At 72.1% G+C, this 24,693-nt stretch carries 25 protein-coding genes and 1 pseudogene; 15 read left to right on the top strand and 11 right to left on the bottom strand.

Annotation, left to right across the window (positions count from 1 at the left end):
* Positions 1 to 4: 4 nt before the first annotated feature.
* The gene (locus tag ACFWJX_RS31695; protein ID WP_383249761.1) at positions 5 to 706 is read right to left on the bottom strand and encodes a FadR/GntR family transcriptional regulator; all 702 of its coding nucleotides are present in this window, start codon (positions 704 to 706) and stop codon (positions 5 to 7) included.
* Positions 707 to 836: 130 nt separating this feature from the next.
* On the opposite strand from ACFWJX_RS31695, the gene ACFWJX_RS31690 reads away from it, so the two are divergent.
* The 4 genes from ACFWJX_RS31690 (at position 837) to ACFWJX_RS31675 (ending at position 4,695) form a co-directional block, all read left to right on the top strand.
* Positions 837 to 1,355: a gluconokinase gene (locus tag ACFWJX_RS31690; protein WP_383249760.1), complete on the top strand. Its 519-nt coding sequence runs from the start codon at positions 837 to 839 to the stop codon at positions 1,353 to 1,355.
* A 145-nt stretch (positions 1,356 to 1,500) separates the two neighbouring features.
* Entirely contained in the window at positions 1,501 to 2,898 is a 1,398-nt protein-coding gene (locus ACFWJX_RS31685; protein WP_383249759.1) for a gluconate:H+ symporter, read from the top strand.
* A 10-nt stretch (positions 2,899 to 2,908) separates the two neighbouring features.
* Positions 2,909 to 3,670: an SDR family oxidoreductase gene (locus ACFWJX_RS31680; RefSeq protein WP_383249758.1), complete on the top strand. Its 762-nt coding sequence runs from the start codon at positions 2,909 to 2,911 to the stop codon at positions 3,668 to 3,670.
* A gap of 14 nt (positions 3,671 to 3,684) precedes the next feature.
* On the top strand, positions 3,685 to 4,695 hold the full coding sequence (locus tag ACFWJX_RS31675) for an L-idonate 5-dehydrogenase (protein WP_383249757.1): 1,011 nt from the start codon (positions 3,685 to 3,687) through the stop codon (positions 4,693 to 4,695).
* Positions 4,696 to 4,725: 30 nt separating this feature from the next.
* Here ACFWJX_RS31675 and ACFWJX_RS31670 read toward each other — a convergent pair whose 3' ends face one another.
* The 3 genes from ACFWJX_RS31670 to ACFWJX_RS31660 form a co-directional block, all read right to left on the bottom strand.
* Positions 4,726 to 5,349, bottom strand: a complete 624-nt coding sequence (locus ACFWJX_RS31670; RefSeq protein WP_383249756.1) for a cytochrome b/b6 domain-containing protein — start codon at positions 5,347 to 5,349, stop codon at positions 4,726 to 4,728.
* Positions 5,333 to 6,058: a molybdopterin-dependent oxidoreductase gene (locus tag ACFWJX_RS31665; protein WP_383249755.1), complete on the bottom strand. Its 726-nt coding sequence runs from the start codon at positions 6,056 to 6,058 to the stop codon at positions 5,333 to 5,335. Before ACFWJX_RS31665 ends, ACFWJX_RS31670 begins: the two co-directional genes overlap by 17 nt.
* A 67-nt stretch (positions 6,059 to 6,125) precedes the next feature.
* Positions 6,126 to 7,175 carry a hypothetical protein gene (locus ACFWJX_RS31660; RefSeq protein WP_383249754.1) on the bottom strand — a complete coding sequence of 350 codons (1,050 nt, stop codon included), beginning with the start codon at positions 7,173 to 7,175 and terminating at the stop codon, positions 6,126 to 6,128.
* A gap of 358 nt (positions 7,176 to 7,533) precedes the next feature.
* Here ACFWJX_RS31660 and ACFWJX_RS31655 point away from each other — a divergent pair, with 358 nt between their 5' ends.
* From ACFWJX_RS31655 to ACFWJX_RS31640, 4 genes are read left to right on the top strand one after another with little or no spacing between them, the layout of a single operon-like run.
* Complete coding sequence (locus ACFWJX_RS31655; RefSeq protein ID WP_383249753.1) at positions 7,534 to 8,427, top strand: DMT family transporter; 894 nt, start codon at positions 7,534 to 7,536, stop codon at positions 8,425 to 8,427.
* A gap of 48 nt (positions 8,428 to 8,475) precedes the next feature.
* Positions 8,476 to 8,991, top strand: coding sequence for an NUDIX hydrolase (locus ACFWJX_RS31650; protein WP_383249752.1), 516 nt, complete (start codon positions 8,476 to 8,478; stop codon positions 8,989 to 8,991).
* 42 nt (positions 8,992 to 9,033) lie between these two features.
* Positions 9,034 to 9,426 carry a YidH family protein gene (locus tag ACFWJX_RS31645; RefSeq protein WP_073497636.1) on the top strand — a complete coding sequence of 131 codons (393 nt, stop codon included), beginning with the start codon at positions 9,034 to 9,036 and terminating at the stop codon, positions 9,424 to 9,426.
* The gene (locus tag ACFWJX_RS31640; RefSeq protein WP_383249751.1) at positions 9,414 to 9,734 is read left to right on the top strand and encodes a DUF202 domain-containing protein; all 321 of its coding nucleotides are present in this window, start codon (positions 9,414 to 9,416) and stop codon (positions 9,732 to 9,734) included. The genes ACFWJX_RS31645 and ACFWJX_RS31640 overlap by 13 nt, the downstream gene beginning before the upstream one ends.
* Here ACFWJX_RS31640 and ACFWJX_RS31635 read toward each other — a convergent pair.
* Positions 9,731 to 10,705 (bottom strand): NADP-dependent oxidoreductase, encoded by a 975-nt coding sequence (locus ACFWJX_RS31635; RefSeq protein ID WP_383249750.1) that lies wholly within the window; start codon positions 10,703 to 10,705, stop codon positions 9,731 to 9,733. The genes ACFWJX_RS31640 and ACFWJX_RS31635 overlap by 4 nt on opposite strands.
* 111 nt (positions 10,706 to 10,816) lie before the next feature.
* On the opposite strand from ACFWJX_RS31635, the gene ACFWJX_RS31630 reads away from it, so the two are divergent.
* The 3 genes from ACFWJX_RS31630 (at position 10,817) to ACFWJX_RS31620 (ending at position 13,516) form a co-directional block, all read left to right on the top strand.
* A complete protein-coding gene (locus tag ACFWJX_RS31630; RefSeq protein ID WP_383249749.1) occupies positions 10,817 to 11,113 on the top strand; it encodes a hypothetical protein in 297 nt (98 codons plus the stop codon).
* Positions 11,114 to 11,274: 161 nt separating this feature from the next.
* A complete protein-coding gene (locus ACFWJX_RS31625; protein ID WP_383249748.1) occupies positions 11,275 to 12,297 on the top strand; it encodes a phosphotransferase family protein in 1,023 nt (340 codons plus the stop codon).
* A gap of 4 nt (positions 12,298 to 12,301) precedes the next feature.
* A complete protein-coding gene (locus tag ACFWJX_RS31620) occupies positions 12,302 to 13,516 on the top strand; it encodes an acyl-CoA dehydrogenase family protein (protein WP_383249747.1) in 1,215 nt (404 codons plus the stop codon).
* Between the two features lie 92 nt (positions 13,517 to 13,608).
* On the opposite strand, the gene ACFWJX_RS31615 is transcribed toward ACFWJX_RS31620, so the two are convergent.
* Genes ACFWJX_RS31615 through ACFWJX_RS31605 form a run of 3 tightly spaced genes read right to left on the bottom strand, consistent with a single transcriptional unit; the run spans position 13,609 to position 16,656 of the window.
* Positions 13,609 to 14,202 carry a TetR/AcrR family transcriptional regulator gene (locus ACFWJX_RS31615; protein WP_383249746.1) on the bottom strand — a complete coding sequence of 198 codons (594 nt, stop codon included), beginning with the start codon at positions 14,200 to 14,202 and terminating at the stop codon, positions 13,609 to 13,611.
* Between the two features lie 25 nt (positions 14,203 to 14,227).
* Entirely contained in the window at positions 14,228 to 15,895 is a 1,668-nt protein-coding gene (locus ACFWJX_RS31610) for a class I adenylate-forming enzyme family protein (RefSeq protein WP_383249745.1), read from the bottom strand.
* Complete coding sequence (locus ACFWJX_RS31605; RefSeq protein WP_383249744.1) at positions 15,892 to 16,656, bottom strand: SDR family oxidoreductase; 765 nt, start codon at positions 16,654 to 16,656, stop codon at positions 15,892 to 15,894. Before ACFWJX_RS31605 ends, ACFWJX_RS31610 begins: the two co-directional genes overlap by 4 nt.
* A 169-nt stretch (positions 16,657 to 16,825) precedes the next feature.
* On the opposite strand from ACFWJX_RS31605, the gene ACFWJX_RS31600 reads away from it, so the two are divergent.
* Positions 16,826 to 18,058 (top strand): exo-beta-N-acetylmuramidase NamZ domain-containing protein, encoded by a 1,233-nt coding sequence (locus ACFWJX_RS31600; protein WP_383249743.1) that lies wholly within the window; start codon positions 16,826 to 16,828, stop codon positions 18,056 to 18,058.
* A 222-nt stretch (positions 18,059 to 18,280) separates the two neighbouring features.
* A pseudogene (locus ACFWJX_RS31595) lies at positions 18,281 to 18,614 on the top strand (serine-threonine protein kinase); the annotation flags it as partial.
* A 64-nt stretch (positions 18,615 to 18,678) separates the two neighbouring features.
* On the opposite strand, the gene ACFWJX_RS31590 reads toward ACFWJX_RS31595, so the two are convergent.
* A complete protein-coding gene (locus ACFWJX_RS31590; protein ID WP_383249742.1) occupies positions 18,679 to 21,465 on the bottom strand; it encodes a penicillin acylase family protein in 2,787 nt (928 codons plus the stop codon).
* A 231-nt stretch (positions 21,466 to 21,696) separates the two neighbouring features.
* On the opposite strand from ACFWJX_RS31590, the gene ACFWJX_RS31585 reads away from it, so the two are divergent.
* Positions 21,697 to 22,299: a hypothetical protein gene (locus ACFWJX_RS31585; RefSeq protein ID WP_383249741.1), complete on the top strand. Its 603-nt coding sequence runs from the start codon at positions 21,697 to 21,699 to the stop codon at positions 22,297 to 22,299.
* A 106-nt stretch (positions 22,300 to 22,405) separates the two neighbouring features.
* On the opposite strand, the gene ACFWJX_RS31580 is transcribed toward ACFWJX_RS31585, so the two are convergent.
* Positions 22,406 to 22,768 (bottom strand): hypothetical protein, encoded by a 363-nt coding sequence (locus tag ACFWJX_RS31580; protein WP_383249740.1) that lies wholly within the window; start codon positions 22,766 to 22,768, stop codon positions 22,406 to 22,408.
* Positions 22,741 to 23,112 (bottom strand): hypothetical protein, encoded by a 372-nt coding sequence (locus tag ACFWJX_RS31575; protein WP_383249739.1) that lies wholly within the window; start codon positions 23,110 to 23,112, stop codon positions 22,741 to 22,743. Before ACFWJX_RS31575 ends, ACFWJX_RS31580 begins: the two co-directional genes overlap by 28 nt.
* A gap of 149 nt (positions 23,113 to 23,261) precedes the next feature.
* Here ACFWJX_RS31575 and ACFWJX_RS31570 point away from each other — a divergent pair, with 149 nt between their 5' ends.
* A complete protein-coding gene (locus ACFWJX_RS31570) occupies positions 23,262 to 24,329 on the top strand; it encodes an RNA ligase (ATP) (protein ID WP_383249738.1) in 1,068 nt (355 codons plus the stop codon).
* The last annotated feature ends 364 nt before the right edge of the window (positions 24,330 to 24,693 follow it).

Here is a 24,693-nt window from a genome sequence, read left to right as displayed (position 1 = left end):
CGGGCTACGGCGCCAGGATGTCCAGTTCCTCGAGGGCGCCGACCGTGATCTCACGGGTCAGCTTCTCGGCACGGTCAGCGTCCCCCTCGCGGACCGCCTCCGCCACCCGCACGTGCAGGGTGACGGCGGTCGGGTCGGGGTCCTCGAACATGACCTCGTGATGGGTGCGGCCCGCGAGGACCTCCGCGACGACGTCGCCGAGGCGGGCGAACATCTCGTTGCCGGAGGCCGTGAGGATCACCCGGTGGAAGGCCACGTCGTGGATGAGGTAGCCCTCCAGCTGGTGGCCTCGTGAGTTTGCCACCATGCCGAGCGCGCACTCGGTCAGCTCGGCGCACTGTTCCGCCGTGGCGTTGCGCGCCGCCAGGCCCGCCGCGACCGGCTCGATCGCCGACCGCAGGACGGTGAGCGAGCGCAGCTGGTGGGGGCGGTCGGCGCCGGCCAGTCGCCAGCGGATGACCTGCGGATCGTAGACGTTCCACTCGGCCTTCGGGCGTACCGTCACGCCCACCCGGCGGCGGGACTCGACCAGGTGCATCGACTCCAGGACGCGGACCGCCTCGCGCATCACGGAGCGGGAGACGTCGAAGCGCTGGGCCAGTTCGTCGGTGCGCAGGACGCTGCCGGGCGGGTACTCGCCCGCGGTGATGGCGGGGCCGAGGGTGTCGAGTACACGGCCGTGCAGACCCCGGCCCGGAGTGGTCATGCACTCAGCGTACGGGGTAGATCACGGGATCAAAAAGTCAGACTTATTTGTCACAGACTCTTGAATTCGTCGTACCTAATGAGTTTCAGTGTCGTCGACATCAGGTGTCGAGGAAGACAGCGAGGCAGAGATGCGAACCCCCCACGTCGTCGCGGTGATGGGCGTCGCCGGCACGGGCAAGACCACGATCGGTCCCCTGCTCGCCGCCCGGCTCGGCGTTCCGTACGCCGAGGGCGACGACTTCCACCCGCAGGCCAACATCGCCAAGATGTCGGCCGGCACCCCGCTCGACGACGACGACAGGTGGCCGTGGCTCGACGCCATCGGCACCTGGGCGCACGAGCGGGCCGGGCTGGGCGGGGTCGTCAGCTGCTCGGCGCTGAAGCGGTCGTACCGCGACCGGCTCAGGGCCGCCGCACCCGGGATCGTGTTCGTGCACCTCGCGGGTGACCGGGCGCTGATCGAGGAGCGGATGGCGCACCGGCAGGGGCACTTCATGCCGACCGCGCTGCTGGACTCCCAGTTCGCCACGCTCCAGCCGCTCGAAGCGGACGAGAGGGGGGTCGCGGTCGATGTGACCGGGACGCCCGAGGAGATCACCGAACGGGCCGCGAAGGCGCTCGACGTCCTTCCCGACACCCAGCGGTAGCCGCCCCGGCTCGGACGGGCGTGCGGCGCCGCGGCGATACCCGTGGTACCTCCGCACTGCCGCAGCCCTGCCTCGCATCACCCGCCGTACCGCAGTCCCCCCGTGATACCCCTCTCCCCATCCCCCGTACGTGTAAGGGACCCCCGTGACCAGACTCAGCGTCGAGATGCTGGCGGCGGACAGTGTCGAGCCGATCACCTCGGCCGGTCATGCCCAGCTGGGCATCGCCGTGCTGTCGGGCATCGCCGTCATCGTCCTGCTCATCACCAAGTTCAAGCTTCACGCCTTCCTGGCGCTGACCATCGGTTCGCTCGCCCTGGGCGCGTTCGCCGGGGCGCCGCTGGACAAGACGATCGTCAGTTTCACCACCGGCCTGGGCTCGACGGTCGCCGGTGTGGGCGTGCTGATCGCGCTCGGCGCGATCCTCGGCAGGCTGCTCGCCGACTCCGGCGGCGCCGACCAGATCGTCGACACGATCCTCGCCAGGGCGGGCGGCCGCTCGATGCCGTGGGCGATGGTGCTGATCGCCTCGGTGATCGGCCTGCCCCTGTTCTTCGAGGTCGGCGTCGTCCTGATGATCCCGGTCGTGCTGATGGTCGCCAAGCGCGGCAACTACTCCCTGATGCGCATCGGCATCCCGGCGCTGGCCGGTCTGTCCGTGATGCACGGCCTGGTCCCGCCGCACCCCGGTCCGCTGGTCGCGATCGACGCCGTGGACGCCAACCTGGGCGTGACGCTCGCGCTGGGCGTGCTGGTCGCCATCCCCACGGTGATCATCGCCGGTCCGGTGTTCTCCCGGTTCGCCGCCCGCTGGGTGGACGTCCCGGCCCCGGAGCGCATGATCCCGCAGCGGCCCTCGGAGGACCTGGAACGGCGTCCGGGCTTCGGCGTCACGCTGGTGACGATCCTGCTGCCCGTCGTGATGATGCTGGCCAAGGCTCTCGTCGACATCGTCGTGGACGACCCCGAGAACACCGTGCAGCGCGTGTTCGACGTGGTCGGCTCCCCGCTGATCGCCCTGCTCACCGCCGTCATCGTCGGCATGTTCACCCTCGGCCGGGCGGCCGGCTTCACCAAGGACCGGCTCTCCTCCACCGTCGAGAAGTCCCTCGCTCCCATCGCCGGCATCCTGCTGATCGTCGGCGCGGGCGGCGGCTTCAAGCAGACGCTGATCGACTCCGGTGTGGGCCGGATGGTCCTGGAGATCTCCGAGGACTGGTCGATCCCGGCCCTGCTGCTGGCCTGGCTGATCGCGGTGGCGATCCGGCTGGCGACCGGCTCGGCGACCGTGGCGACGATCTCGGCGGCCGGCCTGGTCGCGCCGCTCGCCGCCGACATGTCGACCGCCCACACCGCCCTGCTGGTCCTGGCGATCGGCGCCGGCTCGCTGTTCTTCAGCCATGTCAACGACGCCGGATTCTGGCTGGTGAAGGAGTACTTCGGCCTCACCGTCGGCCAGAACATCAAGACCTGGTCGGTCATGGAGACCCTCATCTCGGTGACCGCCGGCGGTCTGGTCCTGCTGCTCTCCCTGGTCATATAGGGGTACGGGGATGACTCACCCTCTGTTCGACATCAGCGGCCGTACGGCTCTGGTGACCGGCTCCAGCCGCGGCATCGGGCTCGCGCTCGCCCGCGGCCTCGCGGAGGCCGGCTGCACGGTGGTCCTGAACGGGCGGGACGGTGACCGCCTCGCGAAGGCGGCCGCCGGCCTGCCCGGCGGGCGGGTGCACACGGCCGTGTTCGACGTCACCGACGGCGCCTCGGTGGCGGCCGGCATCGCGGACGTGGAGCAGCGGGTCGGACCGCTCGACATCCTCGTCAACAACGCGGGCATGCAACTGCGCGCCCCTCTCCTGGAGTTCGCGGAAGCGGACTGGCACCGCATCCTGGACACCAACCTGACCAGCGCTTTCCTCGTCGGCCGCGAGGCGGCCCGGCGGATGACGGAACGCGGCCACGGCAAGATCGTCAACATCTGCTCGCTGCAGAGCGAGGTGGTGCGGCCCGGCATCGCGCCGTACGCGGCCACCAAGGGTGCCCTGAAGATGCTCACCAAGGGCATGTGCGCGGACTGGGGGCCGTCCGGCGTCCAGGTCAACGGCCTGGGCCCGGGGTACATCGAGACCGAGCTGACCCGGCCGCTCGTCGAGGACGAGGAGTTCAGCGCGTGGGTGCGGCGACGCACCCCGGCCGGCCGGTGGGGCCGTACCGAGGACCTCGTGGGCGGGCTGCTGTTCCTGGCCTCCCCGGCGGCGGACTTCGTCGGCGGGCAGATCCTGTATGTCGACGGCGGCATGACGAGCGTCTTGTGAAAGGGGCCCCGCGGATGCTGGGTTGCGTGATCCACGGTCAGGACGACCTGCGGGTGGAGGAGCTGCCCTCGCCGGTCCCCGGCCCGGATCAGGTCCTCGTCGCGGTCCGCTACGGCGGCGTCTGCGGGTCCGACCTGCACTACTGGCGGCACGGCGGGGTCGGTGACTTCCTGCTCCGGGAGCCGATGGTGCTGGGCCACGAGGTGGTGGGGACGGCCCTCACGGGCCCCCTCGCCGGCCGGGCCGTCGCCGTGCACCCCGCCACCCCGTGCGGGGCCTGCCCGGAGTGCCGGGACGGCCGGCGCAACGTCTGCCGGGACACCCGCTACCTGGGCAGCGCGGCCCGCACACCGCACGTCCAGGGGGGTTTCGCGGCGGAGATCGTCGTCCCGGCCGAGCAGCTGCGGCCGCTGCCCGAGGAACTGGAACCGCGCCGGGCGGCGCTGGCCGAGCCGCTCGCGGTGGCCCTGCACGCGGTACGCCGGGCCGGTCCGGTCACCGGGAAGCACGTCCTGGTCACCGGCGCCGGGCCGATCGGCTGTCTGGTGGTCGCGGCGGCGAGGGCGGCGGGCGCGGCACGGGTGACCGTGACGGACCTGCTGCCGGCCGCGCTGGAGTACGCCCGCACCGCCGGCGCCGACACGGCCGTACGGGCCGACGACCCGGCGGATCCGGGGTGGCCGTCCGAGGTGGACGTGGCCGTCGAGGCGTCCGGGGTGGCCGCGGGGCTCGACACCTGTCTGCGGCTGGTGCGGCGCGGCGGGGTCGTCGTGCAGCTCGGGATGCTGCCGCCGGGGCAGAGTCCGTTCGCGGGCAACCTGGTGGTCAGCCGGGAGATCGAGCTGCGCGGGGCGTTCCGCTTCGACACCGAGTTCGACGACGCGCTGGCCCTGCTCGCCGCCGAGGACGCGTTCGACGGGCTGATCAGCGCGGTGGTTCCGGTACGGGAGGCGGAGGCGGCGTTCGCCCTGGCCGCGGACCGCGGCCGGTCCTGCAAGGTGCTGCTGGACTTCGGCACGCCCTGAGGCGGCACGTCCTGAGGCCCGTTGCGGCGGTCAGCGGCGCCACAGCGGGTGTTCCCGGTCGGCCCAGTCCGGGCTGACCGATCCCGTGCGCATGCCGCGGCGGGCCTCCGGGTCGCCCAGCGCCATGCCGATGTGGCCGGCCAGGACGATGCCGATGGTCAGGGCCAGCCAGTCGTGCACGAAGGTCGCGCTGGTCCGCCACATGATCGGGGTGAGGTGGGTGAACCACATGAGCAGTCCGGTCCCGAGCATCACGAGCGTCGCGCCGGCGATCCACGCGGCGTAGACCTTCTGGCCCGCGTTGAACTTGCCGGCCGGCCGGGACTCCGCTCGCTTGTCCCGGCGCACGGCGGCGCGCAGCCAGCGGCGGTCGTGCGGGCCGAAACGGTCGAGGTGGCCGAGGTCGGCGCGGAACGCCCGGGAGGCGAGTCCCGCCAGGACGGGGACGGGCAGGGCGAGCCCGGCCCACTCGTGGACGCGGACGACCAGCTCACGGCGGCCGACGAGCCGCGCGAGTTCGGGGACGTACAGGAAGGCCGCCGTCAGCACGCAGACGCCCATGAGCAGGGCGGTCGTGCGGTGGACCCACCGTTCGGCCCGGCTGAAGCGGCGGATCCGGGTGGCGGTGGGCGGGGCGTCAGCTTGTGGGGTCATCGTCCCGCCCGTTCGAACGGCCCACCCAGGCGTCGATGTCGTAGCCGCGCTTCTCCCAGTAGCCGGGCTTCACCTTCTCGGTGACGGTGATGCCCGACAGCCACTTGGCGGACTTGTAGAAGTACATGGGTGCCACGTACAGGCGGACCGGGCCGCCGTGGTCGTGGCCGAGGTCCTTGTCCTGCATGCGCAGGGCGACCAGGACGTCGGAGCGGCGGGCCTGGGCGAGGGTGAGGCTCTCGGTGTAGGTGCCGTCGAAGCAGGTGAAGCGGACGGCGCCGGCTCGTGCCCGCACTCCGGCCGCGTCGAGCAGGGCGGACAGCCGTACGCCCTCGAAGGGTGTCTCGGGCACCCGCCAGCCGGTGACGCACTGGACGTCCTTGACCATGCGGGTCTGGGGCAGGGCCCTCAGGTCGGCCAGGGTGTAGGCGGCGGGGCGGTCGACCAGGCCGTCGACGGTGAGGCGGTAGGTCTCGGCGTTCTTGTGCGGTACGGAGGAGGCCACCGAGTAGTAGCGGAAGCCGCCCCCGTTGGGGAGCAGCCCGGTGAGGCCGGTGGGGTCCTTGTCGGCGGCGCTGCCCAGGAAGTCCTCCAGGCCGCGCTGGAGGACGGGGGCGGCGACGACGCCGAGGGCGCCCAGGCCGAGCGTGCCGAGGAAGACGCGGCGGCCGATGGGGGTGCCGCGGTCCTCGGGTGATTCCGATGTCACGGACCCATTCGAGCACTCGGGGCGTGGGCGGGGCCAGGGGTCAGGGGTGGCCGTCAGAATTCCGTCATCACTTGACGAAGCTCTCCTGTCCGAGCGCCGCCGTCCGGGCCGCGTGGAAGGCGGCGTACGGGTCGCGGTCCGGGTACGACCAGGGGGCCGGGGTGACGTGGTCGCCGATGCGGTGGAAGAGGGCGGCGGCTTCGGCGGGCCGGCCCTCGCAGAACTTGGCGTGCGCGAGGAAGTTCAGGTCGACCAGGCGGCGGGGGTGTCCGTCGTGCTCCCATTCGAGCCACCAGTCGAAGGCGGCCTTCATCACGTCGGCGGCCCGGTGGTCGCGCCAGTGCCGGGCCGTCGTCGGATCGGCGGGGGCGTGGCCGCGGACGGCCAGGGCACGGTAGCGCTCGGCGTGCGCGACGATCGGGAGGATGGCCAGCGGGGAGTCGGCGGGCGCCTGCTCGGCCGCCCAGGACGCGAAGTCGTAGACCTCGTGCAGCTGGTCCGGGCCGGCGTCGGCGCGGCGCTCGGCGAGCAGGGCGATCATCAGGTGGTGCGCGTGGTGGTGGTCGCGGTGACGGGCCCTGACCTCCTCGAAGATCCGGACGGCGTCGGCGGTGCCCTCGCGCTCCAGCATCAGCAGGCCGAGCCAGGGGGTGGGGTCGGCGGGTACGGCCTTTGCGGCGGCCCGGCAGGCCGCGCGGGCGGTGGCCGGGTTCTCCTTGCCGCGCAGGGCGCGCCGGACGTGGGCCAGGGCGAGCAGGACGGCGGCGTCGGCGCAGCCGGGTTCGGCGAGCAGCCACGCGTGGGCCCAGGCGGCGGCGTGGGGATCGAGGGCGAGGACGGTGATCCGGTGTCCGCGCCGGTCCCAGTCGTCACCGGTGCGGGCGAGCAGTGAGCGGGCGGCCTGCCGTCGGCCCTGGGCCGGTGCGGCACGGGCGCAGGCCAGCTCGGTGTCGTCGAGCGCCGGGTCGCCGACCGCCGGGCCGTCGGCAGTCAGGTCGACGGCAGTCAGGTCGGCGGGCGCGGCATCGGCGAGCATGGCGTCGGCGAGCGCGGTGTCGCCGGTTCCGGCCGGGCGCTCCTGGCTCCGGGGCGGGGATAAAGGGGGTGGTGGGGGCACCGCGGGACTTCCTCGTGCTTCTCGGTGACGGCCGGGCAGGGCGCCGCGTACGGCTCGGGCGGCGGGCACGTCATCGGCGCGCAATCGGCCGATCACCCTCAGCAAACCCCCAGCCAGCGCTTACCGTCAAGCGCCGGGGTCACATGACAGTCGTCAACTGCCGTCGGGTGGCGGGGACTTGGCCGTCCTCCGCGCTGGTCACGGCACCGGGGGCGGCGCGAGTGTGGCGTACGCCATGGCGCGGCCCGCTCCGGTCCCGCAGCATGGCCGCACGGTCGCTCCGCGCCACCCCCGCTGCCGCGACCGCGTCAGGCGCCCGGAGCAAGGTACTCCCCCGAGGCACATCGAGGTACGCAGCGTGTCGGTTCTGGTTCTGGTTCTCGCCGTGAGCGCCGCCTGCTGCCTGGGTTTCGGATTCGTCCTCCAGCAGAACGCGGCGCAGAAGGCGCCCCTCGGCGACTTCCTCTCCCCCCGGCTCCTGCTCGACCTGATGCGCGTGCCGCGCTGGCTCGGCGGCATGGGGCTGATGGTGGCCGGCATGGCGCTCGGCGCGATCGCCCTCGGCCGGGGCGAGGTGTCCCTGGTCGAGCCGCTGCTCGCGACGAACCTGCTGTTCGCCCTCGCGCTCTCCCGCCGCCAGACGGGCCAGCCGCTCGGCCGGCAGGGCTGGTCGGGTCTGCTGCTGCTCGCGGGCGGGGTGAGCGCGTTCATCGTGGCGGGCGAGCCGCGCGGCGGCACGGCGGTCTCCGATCCGCTGCGGCACTGGCTGATCATCGGCGGGATGGTCGGGCTCGCCCTGCTGCTCACCGCGTACGCCAAACGCTCACGGCTCTCCTCGGGCCCGGTGCTGCTCGCCCTCGCGGCCGGGCTGCTCTACGGCGTCCAGGACGCGCTGACCCGGGTCAGCGGGGAACGCTTCTCCGACGGCGGCCTCGCCCTGCTGCTCACCGGCTGGCAGCCGTACGCCGTGCTGGTGCTCGGGGTGACCGGCCTGGTGTTGGTGCAGAGCGCCTTCGAGACGGCGCCCCTGCGGATGTCGTTGCCTCCGCTGACCGCCGCCCAGCCGCTGGCCGGGATCATCTGCGGGGTGGGCTTCCTCGGGGACCGGCTGCGCACCGACGCCGGCGCGCTGGCCTGGGAGGCGGCGGGGCTCGCGGCGGCCGTCGTGGGCATCATGCTGCTCGGGCTGCACCCCGCGATGCCGCAGGGCGTGGCGCCGCGCGAACGGGTGCCCGACCTCCAGCCGCTCTGATCCCCGGCCACTCCGACGCCCGGCCGTCCGCCCTGCTTGGATGGGCGCATGAGCGCTGCTGACGAGATCCTCGACGTCGTCGACGAACACGACCGGGTCGTGGCACGGCTTCCGCGCGGGCAGGTGTACGCCGAGAACCTGCGCCACCGCTGCGTCTTCGTCCGGGCCAGGGACGCCGAGGGCCGCCTCTTCGTCCACCGCCGCACCCCCACCAAGCTGGTCTTCCCCTCACTCCACGACATGTTCGTCGGCGGGGTGGTCGGCGCGGGCGAGACCTACGACGACGCGGCCCTGCGTGAGGCCGAGGAGGAACTCGGCGTGAGCGGCCTGCCGCGTCCGGAGTTCCTCTTCAAGTTCCTCTACGACGGCGGCGCCCGCGGGAGCTGGTGGTCGGCCGTGTACGAGGTGCGCTGCGAACTGCCGGTGAACCCCCAGGTGGAGGAGGTCGCCTGGCACGCCTTCCTCACCGAGGAGGAGGTCGAGGAGCGCCTGAACGACTGGGAGTGGGTGCCGGACGGCCTCGCGGCGTACGAACGGCTCAGGGCGCTCCGGGCGGCCGACTGAGCGCGGCGAGTGCGTGGACGGGTGGCAGGTAGGGTCCGGCACGTGAGCGAGTTCGTACGGAACGTCCGGTTGTGGTTCGCACCCGAAGGGGTCCGGCAGGAGGGGGTGACGCCCGACTACCGGTTCTCGCTGGCCAACGAACGCACCTTCCTGGCCTGGCTGCGGACCGCGCTCGCGCTGATCGGCGGCGGGTTCGCGGTGGACCAGTTCCTGCCGGACCTGCGCTGGGGCTGGCGGGTGGGGCTGGCACTCGCGCTGCTCGCTGCGGGCGTGCTGTGCTCCCTGCGGGCGGTCAACCACTGGGTGCGCTGCGAGCGGGCCATGCGGCGGGGCGAGGACCTGCCGGTCTCGCGCTTCCCGGCGCTGCTCGGCGTCGTCGTCGCCGTGGTGGCCGTCGCGATGGTCGTCGTCGTGCTCGTCGGGTGGGAGGGGTGAGCGGCGACCGCGATCCGGGGCTCCAGCCGGAACGGACCCGGCTCGCCTGGCGGCGTACGACGCTGTCCGGCACCGTCGCCGCCGTGCTCGGCATGAAGGCGGCACTGCACGGCGGTGCGTCGGCGCCCGCCATCGCGGCCTGCGCGGCGTGCGGCGGGCTGTGGCTGGTCTTCCTCGTCCTCGCCCATCACCGCATCCGCGTCCTCGCCTCGACGAGCGCACCCACGGCCCTGCACCCTCGGCACGCCACGGCGGCGGCGCTGTGCACGGTGGCACTGGCGGTGTGCGCGGCGGCGCTGGTGATCTAGCTCCCTCTCGCCGCTCCGGGTCTCACTCCCGCCGTCTCGTCCGGCCAGTCCACCGTCACCGCGATCTTTCCGCGGGTGCGGCCCTCCTCGCTTCGCCGGTGGGCGTCCGCCGCACGCTCCAGGGGGAACGTCTCCGAGACGTGGACGGACACCACGCCCTGCTCGGCCAGGTCCGCCAGCCGGGTGAGGTCATCGGCGTCGGGGCGGACGAACCAGTAGCGGCCGCCGTAGTCGACCACGTCGCCGTCGGCGATCGACACCAGCCGGCCCTCGGGCGCCAGCAGGTTGGCGGAGGTCTTCAGGGTGTCGCCGCCGATCGTGTCGAAGGCCGCGTCCACGCCCTCGGGGGCCAGCCCGCGCACCCGTTCGGCCAGGCCGTCGCCGTAGGTCACGGGCTCGCCGCCCAGGGAGCGTACGAAGTCGTGGTTGGCCTCGCTCGCCGTGCCGATCGCGCGGGCGCCCAGATGGCGGGCGATCTGCACGGCGATGGAGCCGACGCCGCCCGCGGCCGCGTGGATCAGGACGGTCTCGCCGCGCTTCACCCGGAGGGCCTTGGTGAGGACCTGGTAGGCGGTGAGACCGACCAGCGGCAGGCCCGCGGCCTCCTCCCAGGTGAGGTTGCGCGGCTTGCGGGCGAGGGTGCGCACGGGGGCGGCGACGTACTCGGCGAAGGTGCCGCGGGAGAGGAAGTCCTCGCGGACGTAGCCGATCACCTCGTCACCGACCGAGAACTCGCTGACGGACGGGCCCGGCTGGACGACGACGCCGGAGACGTCCCAGCCGGGGACCACCGGGAAGACGGCTTCGAGGGCGCCGTCGAGATAGCCCGCCCGGCACTTCCAGTCGACGGGGTTGACGGCGGCGGCCCGTACCTTGACCAGCACGGAGTCGGGGCCGACCTTGGGGTCGCGGACCTCGCCGTACTCGAGGACCTCGGGACCGCCGTACCGGCTGTAGCTGATGCCCTTCATGCCACCGACCCTCCGGGGTACTCGCACGCCACGCAAGCTGGATGTCCGGATATGCACCGTTCGCATGGCAGCCTGTCCGTCGTCATCCCCGTACCCCCGAAGGTGAGCACCATGACCACCCTTCACCAGGAGCACACAGCGCACTCCCACGCGCACGGCCCGGAGTGCGGGCACACGCTCGTCCCGCACGGCGACCATGTGGACTACGCGCACGACGGGCATCTGCACCGCGAGCACGGCGGCCACTGGGACGAGTGCGAGCCGGGCGGCCATCTGCCCCACGAGGTGCACGAGCACCGGCACGCCGAGGGCTGCGGGCACCCGGGCGTGCTCCACGGCGACCACGTCGACTATCTGCACGACGGGCACCGGCACGCCGAGCACGAGGGGCACTGGGACGACCACTGAACCGGCCCCGCAGACACCCCGCACACGGCTCCCCGGGTTCTTCCCGGGGAGCCGTCGTCCTATCGTGGCTCCGATCACTTCGGGTACACCCTCTGGACGTACATACCGACCGGTCGGCATCATGGTGCGAGTTACCGTTCACCCGTCCGTAGGAGCGATGTATGACCCCCGACCACCCGCCCGGACTCGACCTCGACCGGCTGCGCGCCCTGCTCGACCGTGAGCGCCCGGGTCTGGTCGACGGCCCCCTCAGCGGCCGGCTGATCGAGGGCGGACGGTCGAACCTCACCTACGCGGTCACCGACGGCGGGTCCCGGTGGGTCGTCCGGCGGCCTCCGCTCGGCCACGTCCTGGCCACCGCGCACGACATGAGGCGGGAGCACCGGGTGATCGACGCCCTGCACCCGACCAGTGTGCCGGTGCCCCGTCCGGTGCTGCTGTGCGAGGACGAGGAGGTTCTGGGGGCCCCCTTCTACGTCATGGAGTTCGTCGAGGGCACGCCGTACCGCACGGCCGACCAGCTGGTCCCGCTCGGCCCGGAGCGCACCCGCGGCGCGGTGCTGTCGCTCGTGGACACGCTCGTGGAGCTGCACGCCGTCGACCCGGCCGAGGTCGGCCTCGCGGACTTCGGCCGCCCCGAGGGCTTCCTCGACCGGCAGCTGCGCCGCTGGGGCAAGCAGCTCGACGCCTCCCGCAGCCGTGACCTGGCCGGAATCGACGAGCTGCACGCCGCGCTCGGCCGGTCGCTGCCCTCCTCCCCCGCCCCGGCGGTCGTACACGGCGACTACCGGCTCGACAACGTCCTGATCGGCGAGGACGACACGATCAGGGCGATCCTCGACTGGGAGATGTCGACGCTCGGCGATCCGCTGACCGACCTGGGCCTGCTGGTGATGTACAGCGTCCCGCTGGAGGTCCCGGAGTCCCCCGTCTCCACCACCGCCTCGGCCCCCGGCCACCCGACGCCCGCCGAGCTGATCGAGCGGTACGCCGCACGCTCGGGGCGCGATGTGTCGGCCGTCTCCTGGTACACGGCGTTCGCCTGGTTCAAGCTCGCCGTGATCCTCGAGGGCATCCACTACCGCTACACGCTGGGCCAGACGGTGGGCCGCGGCTTCGACCGCATCGGCGAGCTCGTCCCCGTCTTCATCCACCACGGCACGACCACTCTCCAGGAAGGCTGACGCCATGGACTTCGCGTTCGACGCACGCACGGAGGAACTGCGCGCCAAGCTGCTCGCCTTCATGGACGAGTACGTCTACCCGGCCGAGGCGGTCGCCGAGGAGCAGCGCGCCCTGCTCCCCTCGCCGTGGGACACCCCCGCGGTGGTGGAGGAGCTGAAGGCCGAGGCCCGCCGCCAGGGCCTGTGGAACCTCTTCCTGCCCGACTCCGAGTACGGCGCCGGCCTCACGAACCTCCAGTACGCGCCGCTGGCCGAGATCACCGGCCGCTCCCCGCAGCTGGCGCCGACCGCGCTGAACTGTGCCGCGCCGGACACCGGCAACATGGAGGTGCTCTCGCAGTTCGGCAGCGAGCAGCAGAAGAAGCAGTGGCTGGAGCCGCTGCTGGCGGGCGAGATCCGCTCGGCGTTCGCGATGACCGAGCCGGAGGTGGCCTCCTCCGACGCCACGAACATCACCACGCTCATCGAGCGGGACGGCGACGACTACCTCGTCACGGGCCGCAAGTGGTACATCTCCGGGGCGATGAACCCGGAGTGCACGATCTTCATCGTGATGGGCAAGACGGACCCGGACGGCTCCGACATCCGCCGTCAGCAGTCCATGGTGCTGGTGCCCCGTGACACCCCGGGGGTGACCGTCAAGCGGGCGATGAAGGTCTTCGGCTACGAGGACCACTCCCACGGCGGCCACGCCGAGGTGGTCTTCGACCACGCGCGTGTACCGGTGACCAACCTGATCGGCGAGGAGGGCGGCGGCTTCGCCATCGCCCAGGCCCGGCTCGGTCCCGGCCGCATCCACCACTGCATGCGGCTGATCGGCATGGCCGAGCGGGCGATCGAGCTGATGTGCCGCCGGGCCGTCTCGCGTGACGCGTTCGGCAAGGCGCTGGCGCGGCAGGGCGTGGTCCACAACTGGATCGCCGACGCGCGCGTGACGGTCGAGCAGCTGCGGCTGCTGGTGCTGAAGACGGCCTGGATGATGGACACGGTGGGCAACCGGGGGGCGCACACCGAGATCCAGTCGATCAAGATCGCGACGCCTCGGGCGGTCGTGGACATCATCGACCGGGCGATCCAGTTGCACGGGGCGGGCGGCGTCAGCCAGGACTTCCCGCTGGCGGAGCTGTACGCCGGGGCGCGGACGCTGATGATCGCCGACGGGCCGGACGAGGTGCACCAGCGGTCGCTGGCGCGGCGGGAGTTGAAGAAGTACGTGTGAGGCGACGGGAAGGGACAGCAGGGCTTCGCCCCCGCCGCCCCTTCCCGCTCCCCAACCCCGAGGGCTGCGCCCCCGGACAGGCTGACCTGCTGCTACGGGCGCAGCGCCCGCAGCAGCAGGTCAGCCAGGTGGTCGGCGACCTCCTGGGGGCTCATCGGGCCGTCCGGGCGGTACCAGGTCGACAGGTGGTGCACGGAGCCGAAGTGGTAGTCCACGATCAGGTCGGCCGGAGTGGCCGTCGAGAAGACGCCCTCCTGCTGGCCCTCCTCGATGAGGGCACGGAAGCGCTCGTGGTAGCGGCGGCGCTCGGCGCGGACCTGCTTGTTCTTCTCGGGGCTGAGGTGGTGCATCGAGCGGAAGAAGATCGACGCGTCGTCGAGGTTGTCGATCGTCGTGACGACGACGTCGGCCGCCGCGCCTCTGAGCCGCTTCTCGATGGGCTCGTCGGCGTTCGCGAAAGCGTCGAGCCGCTCCTGCTGGACGCGCAGCACGCGCGCGTACACCTCGTGCAGCAGGTCGTCCTTGGACCCGAAGTAGTGGTAGAGCGCCCCCTTGGTGACGCCTGCCGCCTCGACGATCTCCTGGACCGAGGTGCGGTCGTAGCCCTGCTCCGCGAAGAGCCGGGTGGCGGCGGCAAGAAGCCGTTGCGGAACAGGAGCCTCTGCGTCGTCCGTCGTCCTGGGCACTGCCGCCACCTGCCTTCCGTTCGCCTTACTGGCTGTCGTGCGCGCGGGAACGCAGTTCCCGACGGAGGATCTTCCCACTTGCCGTCTTGGGCAGGTCGGCGAGGATCTCCACCTGCCGCGGATATTTGTAGGCGGCCAGTCTCTCCTTGCAGTACACCGCGAGTTCATCCGGGTCCGTGTCGGCCCCCGGACGCAGGCTGATGTACGCCTTCACGGTCTCCCCGCGGTACCCGTCGGGCACCCCGACGACGGCCGCCTCGCGCACCGCCGGATGGGTGTACAGCACGTCCTCGACCTCACGCGGCCAGACCTTGAAGCCGGACGCGTTGATCATGTCCTTCTTGCGGTCGACGACGTACAGCCAGCCCTGTTCGTCCATGAAGCCGATGTCGCCGGTGCGCAGCTCGCCGTCGGGGAAGGTCTCGGCGGTGGCGTCGGGGCGGCGCCAGTAGCCGGGGACCACCTGGGGCCCCCGTACGACGATCTCGCCCTGCTCGCCGAAGGGCACCTCCGCACCCCGGTCGTCGACGATCCGTACGACCGTGTCGGGGCCGGGCACGCCGACCGCCAGGGTCCCGGACGCCGGGTCCACGGGCGCCTCCCGGTGGGGCGGCACGGAGGCGCAGGGGGCGCTGCACTCGGTGAGGCCGTAGCCGTTGCGGATGTACGGCCCGAAGCCCGCCCGGAACTTCTCCACCAGGGCCGGCGGCAGCGGGGCGCCGCCGGAGGAGATGTTCACGAACGAGGAGAAGTGGTCCCGGGTGACGTCCGGGTGGGCGGCCAGCGCCATGAACGCGGTGGAGGGGCCGACCGTGTAGTGCGGGCGGTGCTCGGCGAACGCCTCCAGGACGAGGCCCGCCTCGAACCGGTACGTCAGGACGAGCGTGCCCGCGCTGTTCAGGCAGGCACCGAGCTGGCAGACCATGCCGGTGATGTGGAACAGGGGCGCGAGCGCGTAGTACACGGGCCCCTCGGGCAGATGCAGGCCGGTGCGCTGCCGTTCGGCGTTGTACATGATGTTGGCGTGCGTGTTGGTGGCGCCCTTGGGCGCGCCGCTGGTGCCCGAGGTGTAACTGATCAGGGCGGTGTCCGAGGCGGCCGGGTCGCGGTCGGCGGGCGCCGGGTGCCCGGCGCGGGCGACGGCGGTGAGGTCGTCGGCGTCGGAGGCCTGCGGGAGCCGTTCGAAGGTGAGCACGCGCGCGTCGCCGCGCGTCTGGAAGTCCAGCTCGCACGCGGTGAGCACGATCCGCACCGGCGAGTCGGCCGCCGTCTCCCGCAGATACGACTCCCAGGCGCGGTCGGCGCAGATCAGCGCGGCCACCTCGCCGTCCCGCAGGACGTGGCCGACCTCGCCCGACTTGTACATGGGGTTGACGGGGACGACGATCGCGCCCGCCTTCCACGCGCCCAGCACGGCGAGCACGAACTGCGGGGAGTTCTGGAGCAGGACGGCGACCCGGTCGCCCCGCTCCAGGCCGCGGGCCGCCAGGTGCCCGGCGACCGAGTCGCTCAGCTCGTCCGCCTCGCGGTAGGTGAGCCGGCCGTCGAAGTAGGCGAGGAAGGCGCGCTCCGGGGCCTCGGCGGCGGACCGGCGCAGGGCGTGCACCAGCGAGTCGGCCGGGTCGACGGGGCCGCGCTGGGCCTCGTCGAGCAGGTCCAGCCAGGGCTTGGCGTCGTAGCGGGAGGCGGTCACTCGGCGGCCTCCCACTTCTGCTGGATGTGGTTCATGGTGGACAGCCAGCGGTCGGGGTCGCCGGCCCGCGCCTGGTAGTACCCGGCGACCTCGGGGTGCGGCAGGATCAGGAAGCGGTCCTCGGCGATCCCCTCGAACAGGGCGTCCGCCACGTCCCCCGGCTCGATCGCGGTCGGCTTGAGGACGAGGTCCCCCGCGGTGCCGGTGGCGTCGAGCATGTCGGTGCGGACGCCCTGGGGACAGATCGCGTGGACCTTGACCCCGCGGTGGCGGTACGTCAGCGACAGCCACTCGGCGAAGGCGTACGCGCCGTGCTTGGTCACGCTGTAGGGCGCGGCACCGATCATGGTGAGCAGCCCGGCGGCGGAGACGGTGGAGACGAACCGGCCCGAGCCGCGCTCCAGCCAGTCGGGGATCAGGGCGTTCGCCGCGCGGACATGGGCCATCACGTTGACGTCCCAGGCCAGCGCCCACACCGACTCGCCGGCCGCCTCGGACCCGCCCGAGGCGACACCGGCGTTGGCGCAGTAGACGTCGACGGTGCCGCCGAGTGCCTCGCGTGCGTCGCTGATGATCGCGGAGGCCTCGCCCGGTACGGCGGTCCCGCCGATCTCCTCGGCCACGGTCTTCGCCCGGTCGGCGTCCAGGTCGTTCACGACGACCCGCGCGCCCTCCGCGGCGAACCGCCGGGCGAGCGCGGCCCCGATGCCGCCTCCCGCCCCGGTGACGACGACTCCAGCACCTCGAACGGCTTCCACCATCGATCTCCTTCGACCCGGCTCGGGCGTGCGGCCCTGCTTTCCGGCCGCCAGACTAACCGGTCGGTATGTTTCAGAGAAGGGGAAGCGCAACACCGTTAAGGGGCGCGGGACCGTATCGCTGCGCGGCTCCGCCGCGGAGCGCGACCAGCCACCCACCCCAGGAGCCGGCATGCATCTGCCCAGACGAACCCTGCTCGCGGCAACGGCGGCAGCCGCCACCCTCCCTGCGACGGCAGCCCCGGCCACCGCGGCCCGCCGCACACAGACCGGCTTCGAACGCCTCCGGGCAACCGGTTACGCCCAGCTCGGCGGCGAGCGAACCGGCATCGTCACCAACCCCACCGGCGTCACCCGCGACGTACGCCACATCGTCGACGTCATGCACGCCGACGACCGGGTGGACCTGGTCGCCGTGTTCGGACCCGAGCACGGCTTCCGGGGCACCGCGCAGGCGGGCGGCTCCGAGGGCCGCTACGACGACCCGGCGACCGGCCTGCCCGTCTACGACACCTACCTCAAGAGCGGACAGCGGCTCGCGGACGTGTTCACCGCCTCCGGTGTCGACACGGTCGTCTTCGACATCCAGGACGTCGGCGCCCGCTTCTACACGTACATCTGGACGCTGTACGACTGCATGGAGGCGGCGCGGCTGGCCGGGAAGCGGTTCCTGGTGCTGGACCGGCCGAACCCGATGACCGGGCGGGCGGCGCTGGGGCCCGTGCTGCAACCGGAGTTCGCGACGTTCGTGGGGCGGGAGCCGATCGCGCAGGCGCACGGGATGACGGTGGCGGAGCTGGCCCGGCTGTTCAACGGGGAGTTCCTGGCCGCGCCGGTGGAGCTGGAGACCGTACACATGAGCGGGTGGCGGCGGGCGGACTGGTACGACGCGTCGGGTCTGCCGTGGGTGCCGGCCAGTCCGAACATGCCGACGCCGGACACGGCCCTGGTGTACTCGGGGACCTGTCTGTTCGAGGGGACGAATCTGTCGGAGGGCCGGGGCACGACCCGCCCGTTCGAACTCCTCGGCGCGGAGGGCGTCGACGGGCGTTGGGCGGCGGCCGTGAACGGACTCGGGCTGCCCGGTGTGCACTTCAGGGAGGCGTATTTCGCGCCGACCTTCTCCAAGTTCCAGGGGAAGACCGTCGGCGGGGTGCAGATCCATGTGCACGACCGCGACGCCTTCGACCCCGTCCGCACCGGTATCGCCCTCCTGGTGACCGCCAAGGAGGTGTGGAGTGGTTTCGGCTGGCGTGCCGATCACTGGATCGACAAGCTCACGGGCTCGACGTGGGTGCGTACGGCGGTCGACAAGGGGGCGGGGGTCGACGAGGTGGTGGCGGGCTGGCGGGAGGAGCTGGCCGCGTTCCGTCGGGTGCGGCGGGAGTATCTGCTGTACCGGTGAGCCGTGACATCTGGCCAACTCCCGCCGTGCGCAGGACGATGCGCCCACCTGGCGCGCGGTTGCGGGGTGAGGGGGCCTGTCATGGCGGATCCGGCGATGAGTGTGACTCCCTACTGGGAGGTGACCTTCGACGCCGACGGAGACGTCGACGGCGGTCAGCGGAGCCGGTTGTCGGCCGGGGTCGCCGAGCGCGGCGTGCGCGATCTGATCGTGTTCGCGCACTGTCGCTCGCGCCACGACACCGCGCTCGGCACGGTCCATCCGCTGGCCTCCCGCATGGCGGGCGACGCGCGCGGGGCTGTCGGGGAGCCGCTCGTGGACGAGCTGCTGGGCGTCAAGTGGGGGGGCGATGGGCTTCGGCGGTGTGCGGGCGGTTCCGGGCACGCGCGCGTGCCCGCTCGCCGAGGCACTGCCGGCTCCGCTGCCGGTGTCGGGCTGCGTGAACGTGGACGCGGCGGCGGTGGTCCGGCGCGGCGGCCCGCCGTCCGGGGCGCGCAGCGACATCGTGCACCCCGAACTGGCGCGGGTGGTGCTGGCGGCGGGCCGCGTCCACTGAGGTCGCGGCCCGCCGCACCGGCGGTCACCGATGGCTGTCGGCGACCGTCCCGGGCCCGCGCCGGCTACCGGTGTGAGGTGAACTCGACCACCTGCTGGTAGGTGGGCCGGTTCTGCCAGCTGATGTTGCCGTGCTTGATGCCGCCCAGGGTGCGCTGGACGATCGAGTCGGCACACCACTGGTTGCCCGCCGCGCACAGGGTGTCGCCGGGGTAGACCTGGGCCGCGGTCCGGCCGGCCGCCTCCTTCAGGGTGCTCAGCAGGATGTCGCGGCAGACGCTGAGGGTGCCGCCGCCGCAGTACTTGCGGCCCAGCGCGCCCTGCACCGGCTCCCCGAGCACCGCCCGGATGTCCTTGTCGACATAGCTCCACCAGCCGTACTGGAAGGCGCTTCCGGCGTGTGCGCCGGTCGGGCCGTGCGCGGCCGACGGAGTCTCGTCGATGGGCAGGTTGTTCGTCATGGCGGTGTACAGCGCGGTACCGAGACCGGGTTCGAACTCCGCCTTCACGAGCAGCGGCCACCAGGCGTCGAGGATGCGGATGGCGTCCGCGTCGGCGTACGTCTTCGAACCGGCCGTGGTCTCCGTGCGTCTGCCGCCCGCCGCCAGCCAGGTCTGGAGCTTGGCGACCGCGGCCGAGGCCGTGGCGTCGGTGACCGGCGAACTGTTGACCACCTTCAGCAGGTCGGGCAGGACGTCCTGGGCGCGCAGGTCGGCGAGGGCCGCGTCCGCCATCGCCTTCGTCAGCGACGCCCGGGTGACGCCGCCGGCCCGGACCAGCTTCTTCACCCGGTCCTCCAGCAGGTTGCCGCGGTGCACCGAGCCGTTGCCCCACGGCGCGGTCGTGTAGTCCTTGGCCTGCTTGTTGTTCCAGGAGATGTAGTAGTCCTGGTCGACGGAGTTGGGGTGCTCCGAAGCCGGGGTGTAGGCGGCCGTGTTGGTCGTGGGGTCCCAGTTCCGCCACTCGTACGCCGGCTGCGCCCAGACCGGGAACTCGGCGTCGACGCCGCTCGCCCGGACCGGGTTGTCCCCGCTGTTGTAGTAAGCGGTGTGCTCGGAGTCGGCGTAGAACCAGTTGAAGGTGTAGTTGATGTGCTGCACCGCGCTCTGGAAGGACTCCGGTCCGGTGACGTAGTCCGGGTCGTTCAGCATCTGGAAGCCGATGATGGAGTCGGCCTCGTGCAGGAACGACGAGCGCAGGGTGGTGTAGGCGACCTTCTTGCCGCCGACGGTCGCGCGGTACTCGACGGGACCGTACTTGGTGCGCCAGGCGCGCATCGTGTACGAACCGGCCGCGGTGCCGTCGGCCGTGGTCGGTTTCCAGGCGTTCTTCTGCTCGATCTTCTCCATCGGCGTGCAGGTGCCGCGGTACAGGTAGTGGACGTCGTCCTGGCACAGCTCGACGGCGTAGGTGTCGATGATGTCCTGGCCGGAAGTGGTGGCGCTCCAGGCGTAGTCCTGGCCGCGGCCCAGTTCGACGTACATGCTGAGGCCCGCGAAGGAGGCGCCGCGGGCGCTGATGCCGGGGCCCTGGAGTTCCTGGAGCAGCAGGAGCTGCGGGGCGAAGTAGCCGGTCTGCGGGCCGAAGACGGCGACCGGGTGGCCGCTCGCCGTGTGATCGCCGCTCACCACGAGGGCGTTGGACATGCCACGCCGGGCGGAGCTGACGGCGGTCTGCGCGGCCGCGGTCGAGGCGCCGGTGGCACTGGTGCCGACGGCGCTGCCCGTGCGGTCGTACACGAGCGGTTCGGCGACGACCGAGCCGGGGTCGGGCAGGGCCTCGCCCTGCGGGTCCTCGGGCCGGACGGCGTAGGGGAAGCTCTTGCCGTCGTGGAGGGTCATGACGGCCTCGGGGTCGTTGCGCTCGCGGAAGGACTCCCAGACCGCGGTGCCCTGTTCGGCACCGTACTTCTCCTGCGCGGCGAGCAGCGATATCGCGTTGTTGACCTCCCCGCCGCCGCCCGAGCCGAAGAGGGCGCCGATGACCGAACCGAGCGCCACCAGGTCGGTGATCTTGAAGTGGGCGATGCTGCCCGCGTTGGTGATTGAGTCCTTGTGGCCCGTGAGGACGTATTCACCGGGGAAGTAGCGGCCGCTGTCGGAGGCGTCGATGTAGGCGTTGATGCCGGCCAGATAGGCGTTGGCGTCGGCCAGTGCCTGCCGGCCCCGGGCGCCGTTGGTGGCGATCGCGTTGTCGATCTGGGCCTGGAGGTCGGCCTCGGTATAGGGGGCGTGGCGCCAGAACTGCTGCTCCAGGCCCTGGTTGGAGGGATCGCCGCCCGCGAAGGAGGTGAGCTGGCCCCGGCCGACGTGCCGGAAGACGTCCATGAGCCACAGCCGGTCCTCAGCGGCCGCATAGCCGGCGCCGAACTCGGTGCCGTACCTGGTGGTACCGGTGATGTGCGGTACGCCCGTCTTCTTGTCGCGGACGATCGTGACGTCGCTGCGGCCCGCGGGCTTGACGGTGGAGGCGACTTGATCGGCGGGGACCCCGAAGGACGCGTCGTTGAAGAACGTGTTGATCGTGGAGTTGGTGAGCGTCGTATGGCCCTTGGCCAGGTTGGCGTACGGGCCGAGCTGGTCGGCGGCGTGTGCGGGCTGGGTGCCGAAGGCCTGGTTCAGCAGGATCTGGGCCAGCGTGGCGTTGCCGTTCTGGCCGGGCGGCAGGATGTCGGAACACTGGTTGCCGCAGTAGTCGTTCGCGGCCGTGACCTCGGCCGCTGCCGCCGTCTGGGAAAGAGGCGACAAAAGTCCGGCAATCAGGGCGCATATGGATGCGGTCTTCAGGAACCCGGGGATTCTGCCGGGAGTTCTCAGTCTGTCGAGTGCGGTGCGGGAGGTTCGCCGTGACATCGGCAACTCCTAGCGAGGGGGTGGCGGAGAAGTTACCGCCGGTATCCCCGGGATTGAAGATGAACATGCGTCACTTTTTGGAGTCGCCTCATCCGGCTTATGGACGGCATCGGAAAACGGATGGACGGGAAGGGAGCCGAATCGCGTGTCGATACGTCTATTCGGCGACGTCCGTACGACGACGCCGAAGTGACCGAAGTACAGGTGCAGATGTGACGGAGGTGCAAGGCGATGGCCGGTTTCCGGAGTCTGGCGAGACAGGTGCGCGACCCGCGGTGCGATCTGGCACTGCGGCGCTACTCGCTCCGCAAGTGCCTTGAGCGGTTCGCCCCCTACGGGCACAGGGCGACCTGGGACCATCTGTGCTCCCGTGCCGGGTTCGGTCCCGAGGACCGCTCCCCCGATCCGGCGCGGCTCGTGGCCGCACTGGACGAGTTGGAGGCGGCGCGGGCGGTATGGCTGGCCTACGAGGTCGAGTTCGCCGACCGCCGCAGGAAGGAGAAGCACGACGGACTGCGCCGGCCGGGCAGCGTGGACGACTGGCACCGGATGACCTGGGGCGGCTTCGGCGTCGCCTGGTGCGACGACCCGCGGGTCCACCCCCGTGAACCGCTGGCCGAGGTACTGCGCCGGCTGATCGCCGCACTGGAGCGCGAACCGGGCTCCGGCTGCCCGGTGTGCGGCGGCGAACGGCTCCTGTGGAGGTACGACCTGGACCACGACCCGTCGGCCGGTCCGGTCTGCACGGACTGCGGAATACTCGTCCCGCGCCCCGTGCTCACGCCCGAGGCACTGGCGTACGCCAGGCGCGGACGGCTGCTCGTGTCGGCCTGATCCCACTGTGGGGTCCGAGTGAACGGCGGGGGTGCGCCGGGGATGCCGCACCCCTGTTCTATGCCGTCCCGCCCGACCCTCGGTGGGAGGCGGATGGGCCGTACCACTACGGGTGCGCCCAGCGTTCGTCGTAGGGCAGGGCCAGGAGGGCGGTTCGGACCGCGAGGTCGGGGCGGCCGACGGCGCGCAGGCGGGCGGGGGCGTGCTCGGCCAGCCACGCCTGGTGCTGAGCGAGGACTGCGGGATCGTCCGCACCGTCCCAGCAGGAGAACGGCGGCTGGTCCCCGAGGAACTCGTAGAGCCAGTGAACCAGGCAGACCACGAGATGCGCGTCGGCGACGGGACCGGGCCGCCACAGGTCGAGCAGCGGGGTGATCGTGGTGAGGATCATGGCGCAGGTCTCGAACACGTCGTAGACCGGATACGGCGGATCGGGTGCCGTCAGGACGTCCTGCCACCACGTGTGCACGAACGTCTCCACAGCCGCCGCCTGTCGCGGCGGCCAGGCGCGCCACGCGATCTGGCAAGACCGGGGATTGTCCAGCCGACGTCCTCCAGCGCACCGTCGGCAAGGGCGTGCGCGGTCTGGGGCAGCAGACGGCGTACGACGGCGGCGTGGTCCTCGAAGTGGCCGGGCGTCTTGAAGAGGAACCGTCGCAGCACGTCGAGCGGCAGACGCGTGTACGGGGTGCGCGGATACGCGGTCCCCTCGGGACGGAAACAGCGCTCACAACCGGTCTCGTCCGGGCTGGCGAAGCCGTTGAAAACCGTGTCGATGTCGGCGAGGGCCGCGGCAGGTGCGAGGCTGCGCACGGGAGTTCGTCCCGTCAGGACTCCGTGCACGGCGTCGCCGCCGGCCGAAGAGGGTGACGTTACCAGCGGCAAACCGGTCGCTCCAGCCGTTTCCGAACAGGGAGAGTCGGGGGCGATGAGACATCCCTGACCGTTCTGGAGGAGCCCCCATGTCGACGCTGCGCGTCACCGCCGAAATGCTGACCGTCCACGAGCATCCCAACGCCGACGCCCTGGAACTGGCCCAGGTCGGCCTGTACCGGGCCGTCGTCGCCAAGGGCGCCTACCGCACGGGTGAGGTGGCGATATACATCCCCGAGCAGTCCGTGCTGCCGGCCGGGCTGATCGAGGAGCTGGGGCTCACCGGGCGCCTGGCGGGCGGCAACGCGGACCGGGTCAAGGCCGTACGGCTGCGGGGCGAGCTGTCGCAGGGGATCGTGTGCCGGCCGAAGGCGCTGGCGGACGTCGATCTCGCACGGGCGGTGAAGGAGGGGACCGACTTCGCGGAGCGGCTCGGCATCGTCAAATGGGTGCCGCCGATTCCTCCCACGATGAACGGGGACGTGGAGCCGGCGCCGGACCTGCTGCCCTGGGTGGACATCGAGAACATCCAGCGGTATCCGGACATCTTCACTGCCGGCGAGCCGGTGGTCCTCACCGAGAAGCTGCACGGGTCGGCGTGCCTGATGACGTATGTCGCCGACGAGGGGCGGGTGTACGTCTCCTCCAAGGGCTTCGGCGCGAAATCACTGGCGCTGAAGGAGGACCCGCGGAACCTGTACTGGCGTGCCGTCCGCGGCCACGGCGTCGCTGAGGCGGCGGCCCGTCTCGCCGAGCGGCTGGGCGCGCGGCGGGTCGGCATCTTCGGCGAGGTGTACGGCGCGGGGGTGCAGGACCTGACGTACGGCGCCGACGGGCGGCGGGACACCCTCGGGTACGCGGTGTTCGACGTGTCCGCGGAGATCGGGGGTGCGGTGCGGTGGCTGGACGCGGGGGCCGTGCTGGGGGATGAACTGCCGCTGGTGCCCCGGGTGTTCGAGGGGCCGTACGACAGCGTGCGGGTGCTGGAGTCGGCCGGTGGGCGGGAGACGGTGTCGGGGCGGGGGCTGCATCTGCGGGAGGGGGTGGTGATACGGCCGGCCGTGGAGCGGTACAGCTCGGTGACCGGGGGGCGGGCCATCGCCAAGGCGGTGAGTGCCGGGTATCTGACGCGGAAGGGTGGGACGGAGTACGAGTGAGGGGCCTGGGGGCGCCTGGTGACCCGGGGTCGGTGCCGGGGGCGGGGTGGGTCGCCCGGCTCGACGCTTACGAGGTGCCGCCTGCGCGCCCCCTCCCCCTCTCGGCTTCGCTCGAGCGGGGGCGACCTCATCGCCCCAGGCGGCACGCATGCATGCCCGCAGGCTGGGCGGGGAGGTGGCCGAGCGGCGGTCGGGTGGCCGCAAGCCGGGCGGCAGCAGGTGGCCGCAGGCCGGGGCAGGTGGGCCGAGACGGCGGCGGGTGGCCGCAGGCCGGGCGCGTGGCCTGCGGCCGTAGGCCAGGCAGGTGGACGCAGGCCGGGCGGGTGGCCGCAGGCCCGGAGGTGGCCCCAGGCCGGGCAGGTGG

It is taken from the genome of Streptomyces sp. NPDC058335 (assembly GCF_042723915.1).
Lineage (GTDB): Bacteria > Actinomycetota > Actinomycetes > Streptomycetales > Streptomycetaceae > Streptomyces.
Note: the sequence above shows the minus strand (reverse complement) of the source record. Positions and strands in the feature narration are given on the sequence as shown.

Excerpts from the sequence above, each read along its gene's own strand:
- ACFWJX_RS31695 (WP_383249761.1), bottom strand. The coding sequence starts at position 706 with ATGACCACTCCGGGCCGGGGTCTGCACGGCCGTGTACTCGACACCCTC.
- ACFWJX_RS31690 (WP_383249760.1), top strand. The coding sequence starts at position 837 with ATGCGAACCCCCCACGTCGTCGCGGTGATGGGCGTCGCCGGCACGGGC.
- ACFWJX_RS31680 (WP_383249758.1), top strand. The coding sequence starts at position 2,909 with ATGACTCACCCTCTGTTCGACATCAGCGGCCGTACGGCTCTGGTGACC.
- ACFWJX_RS31675 (WP_383249757.1), top strand. The coding sequence starts at position 3,685 with ATGCTGGGTTGCGTGATCCACGGTCAGGACGACCTGCGGGTGGAGGAG.
- ACFWJX_RS31670 (WP_383249756.1), bottom strand. The coding sequence starts at position 5,349 with ATGACCCCACAAGCTGACGCCCCGCCCACCGCCACCCGGATCCGCCGC.
- ACFWJX_RS31650 (WP_383249752.1), top strand. The coding sequence starts at position 8,476 with ATGAGCGCTGCTGACGAGATCCTCGACGTCGTCGACGAACACGACCGG.
- ACFWJX_RS31635 (WP_383249750.1), bottom strand. The coding sequence starts at position 10,705 with ATGAAGGGCATCAGCTACAGCCGGTACGGCGGTCCCGAGGTCCTCGAG.
- ACFWJX_RS31630 (WP_383249749.1), top strand. The coding sequence starts at position 10,817 with ATGACCACCCTTCACCAGGAGCACACAGCGCACTCCCACGCGCACGGC.
- ACFWJX_RS31625 (WP_383249748.1), top strand. The coding sequence starts at position 11,275 with ATGACCCCCGACCACCCGCCCGGACTCGACCTCGACCGGCTGCGCGCC.
- ACFWJX_RS31620 (WP_383249747.1), top strand. The coding sequence starts at position 12,302 with ATGGACTTCGCGTTCGACGCACGCACGGAGGAACTGCGCGCCAAGCTG.
- ACFWJX_RS31605 (WP_383249744.1), bottom strand. The coding sequence starts at position 16,656 with ATGGTGGAAGCCGTTCGAGGTGCTGGAGTCGTCGTCACCGGGGCGGGA.
- ACFWJX_RS31600 (WP_383249743.1), top strand. The coding sequence starts at position 16,826 with ATGCATCTGCCCAGACGAACCCTGCTCGCGGCAACGGCGGCAGCCGCC.
- ACFWJX_RS31590 (WP_383249742.1), bottom strand. The coding sequence starts at position 21,465 with ATGTCACGGCGAACCTCCCGCACCGCACTCGACAGACTGAGAACTCCC.
- ACFWJX_RS31585 (WP_383249741.1), top strand. The coding sequence starts at position 21,697 with ATGGCCGGTTTCCGGAGTCTGGCGAGACAGGTGCGCGACCCGCGGTGC.
- ACFWJX_RS31570 (WP_383249738.1), top strand. The coding sequence starts at position 23,262 with ATGTCGACGCTGCGCGTCACCGCCGAAATGCTGACCGTCCACGAGCAT.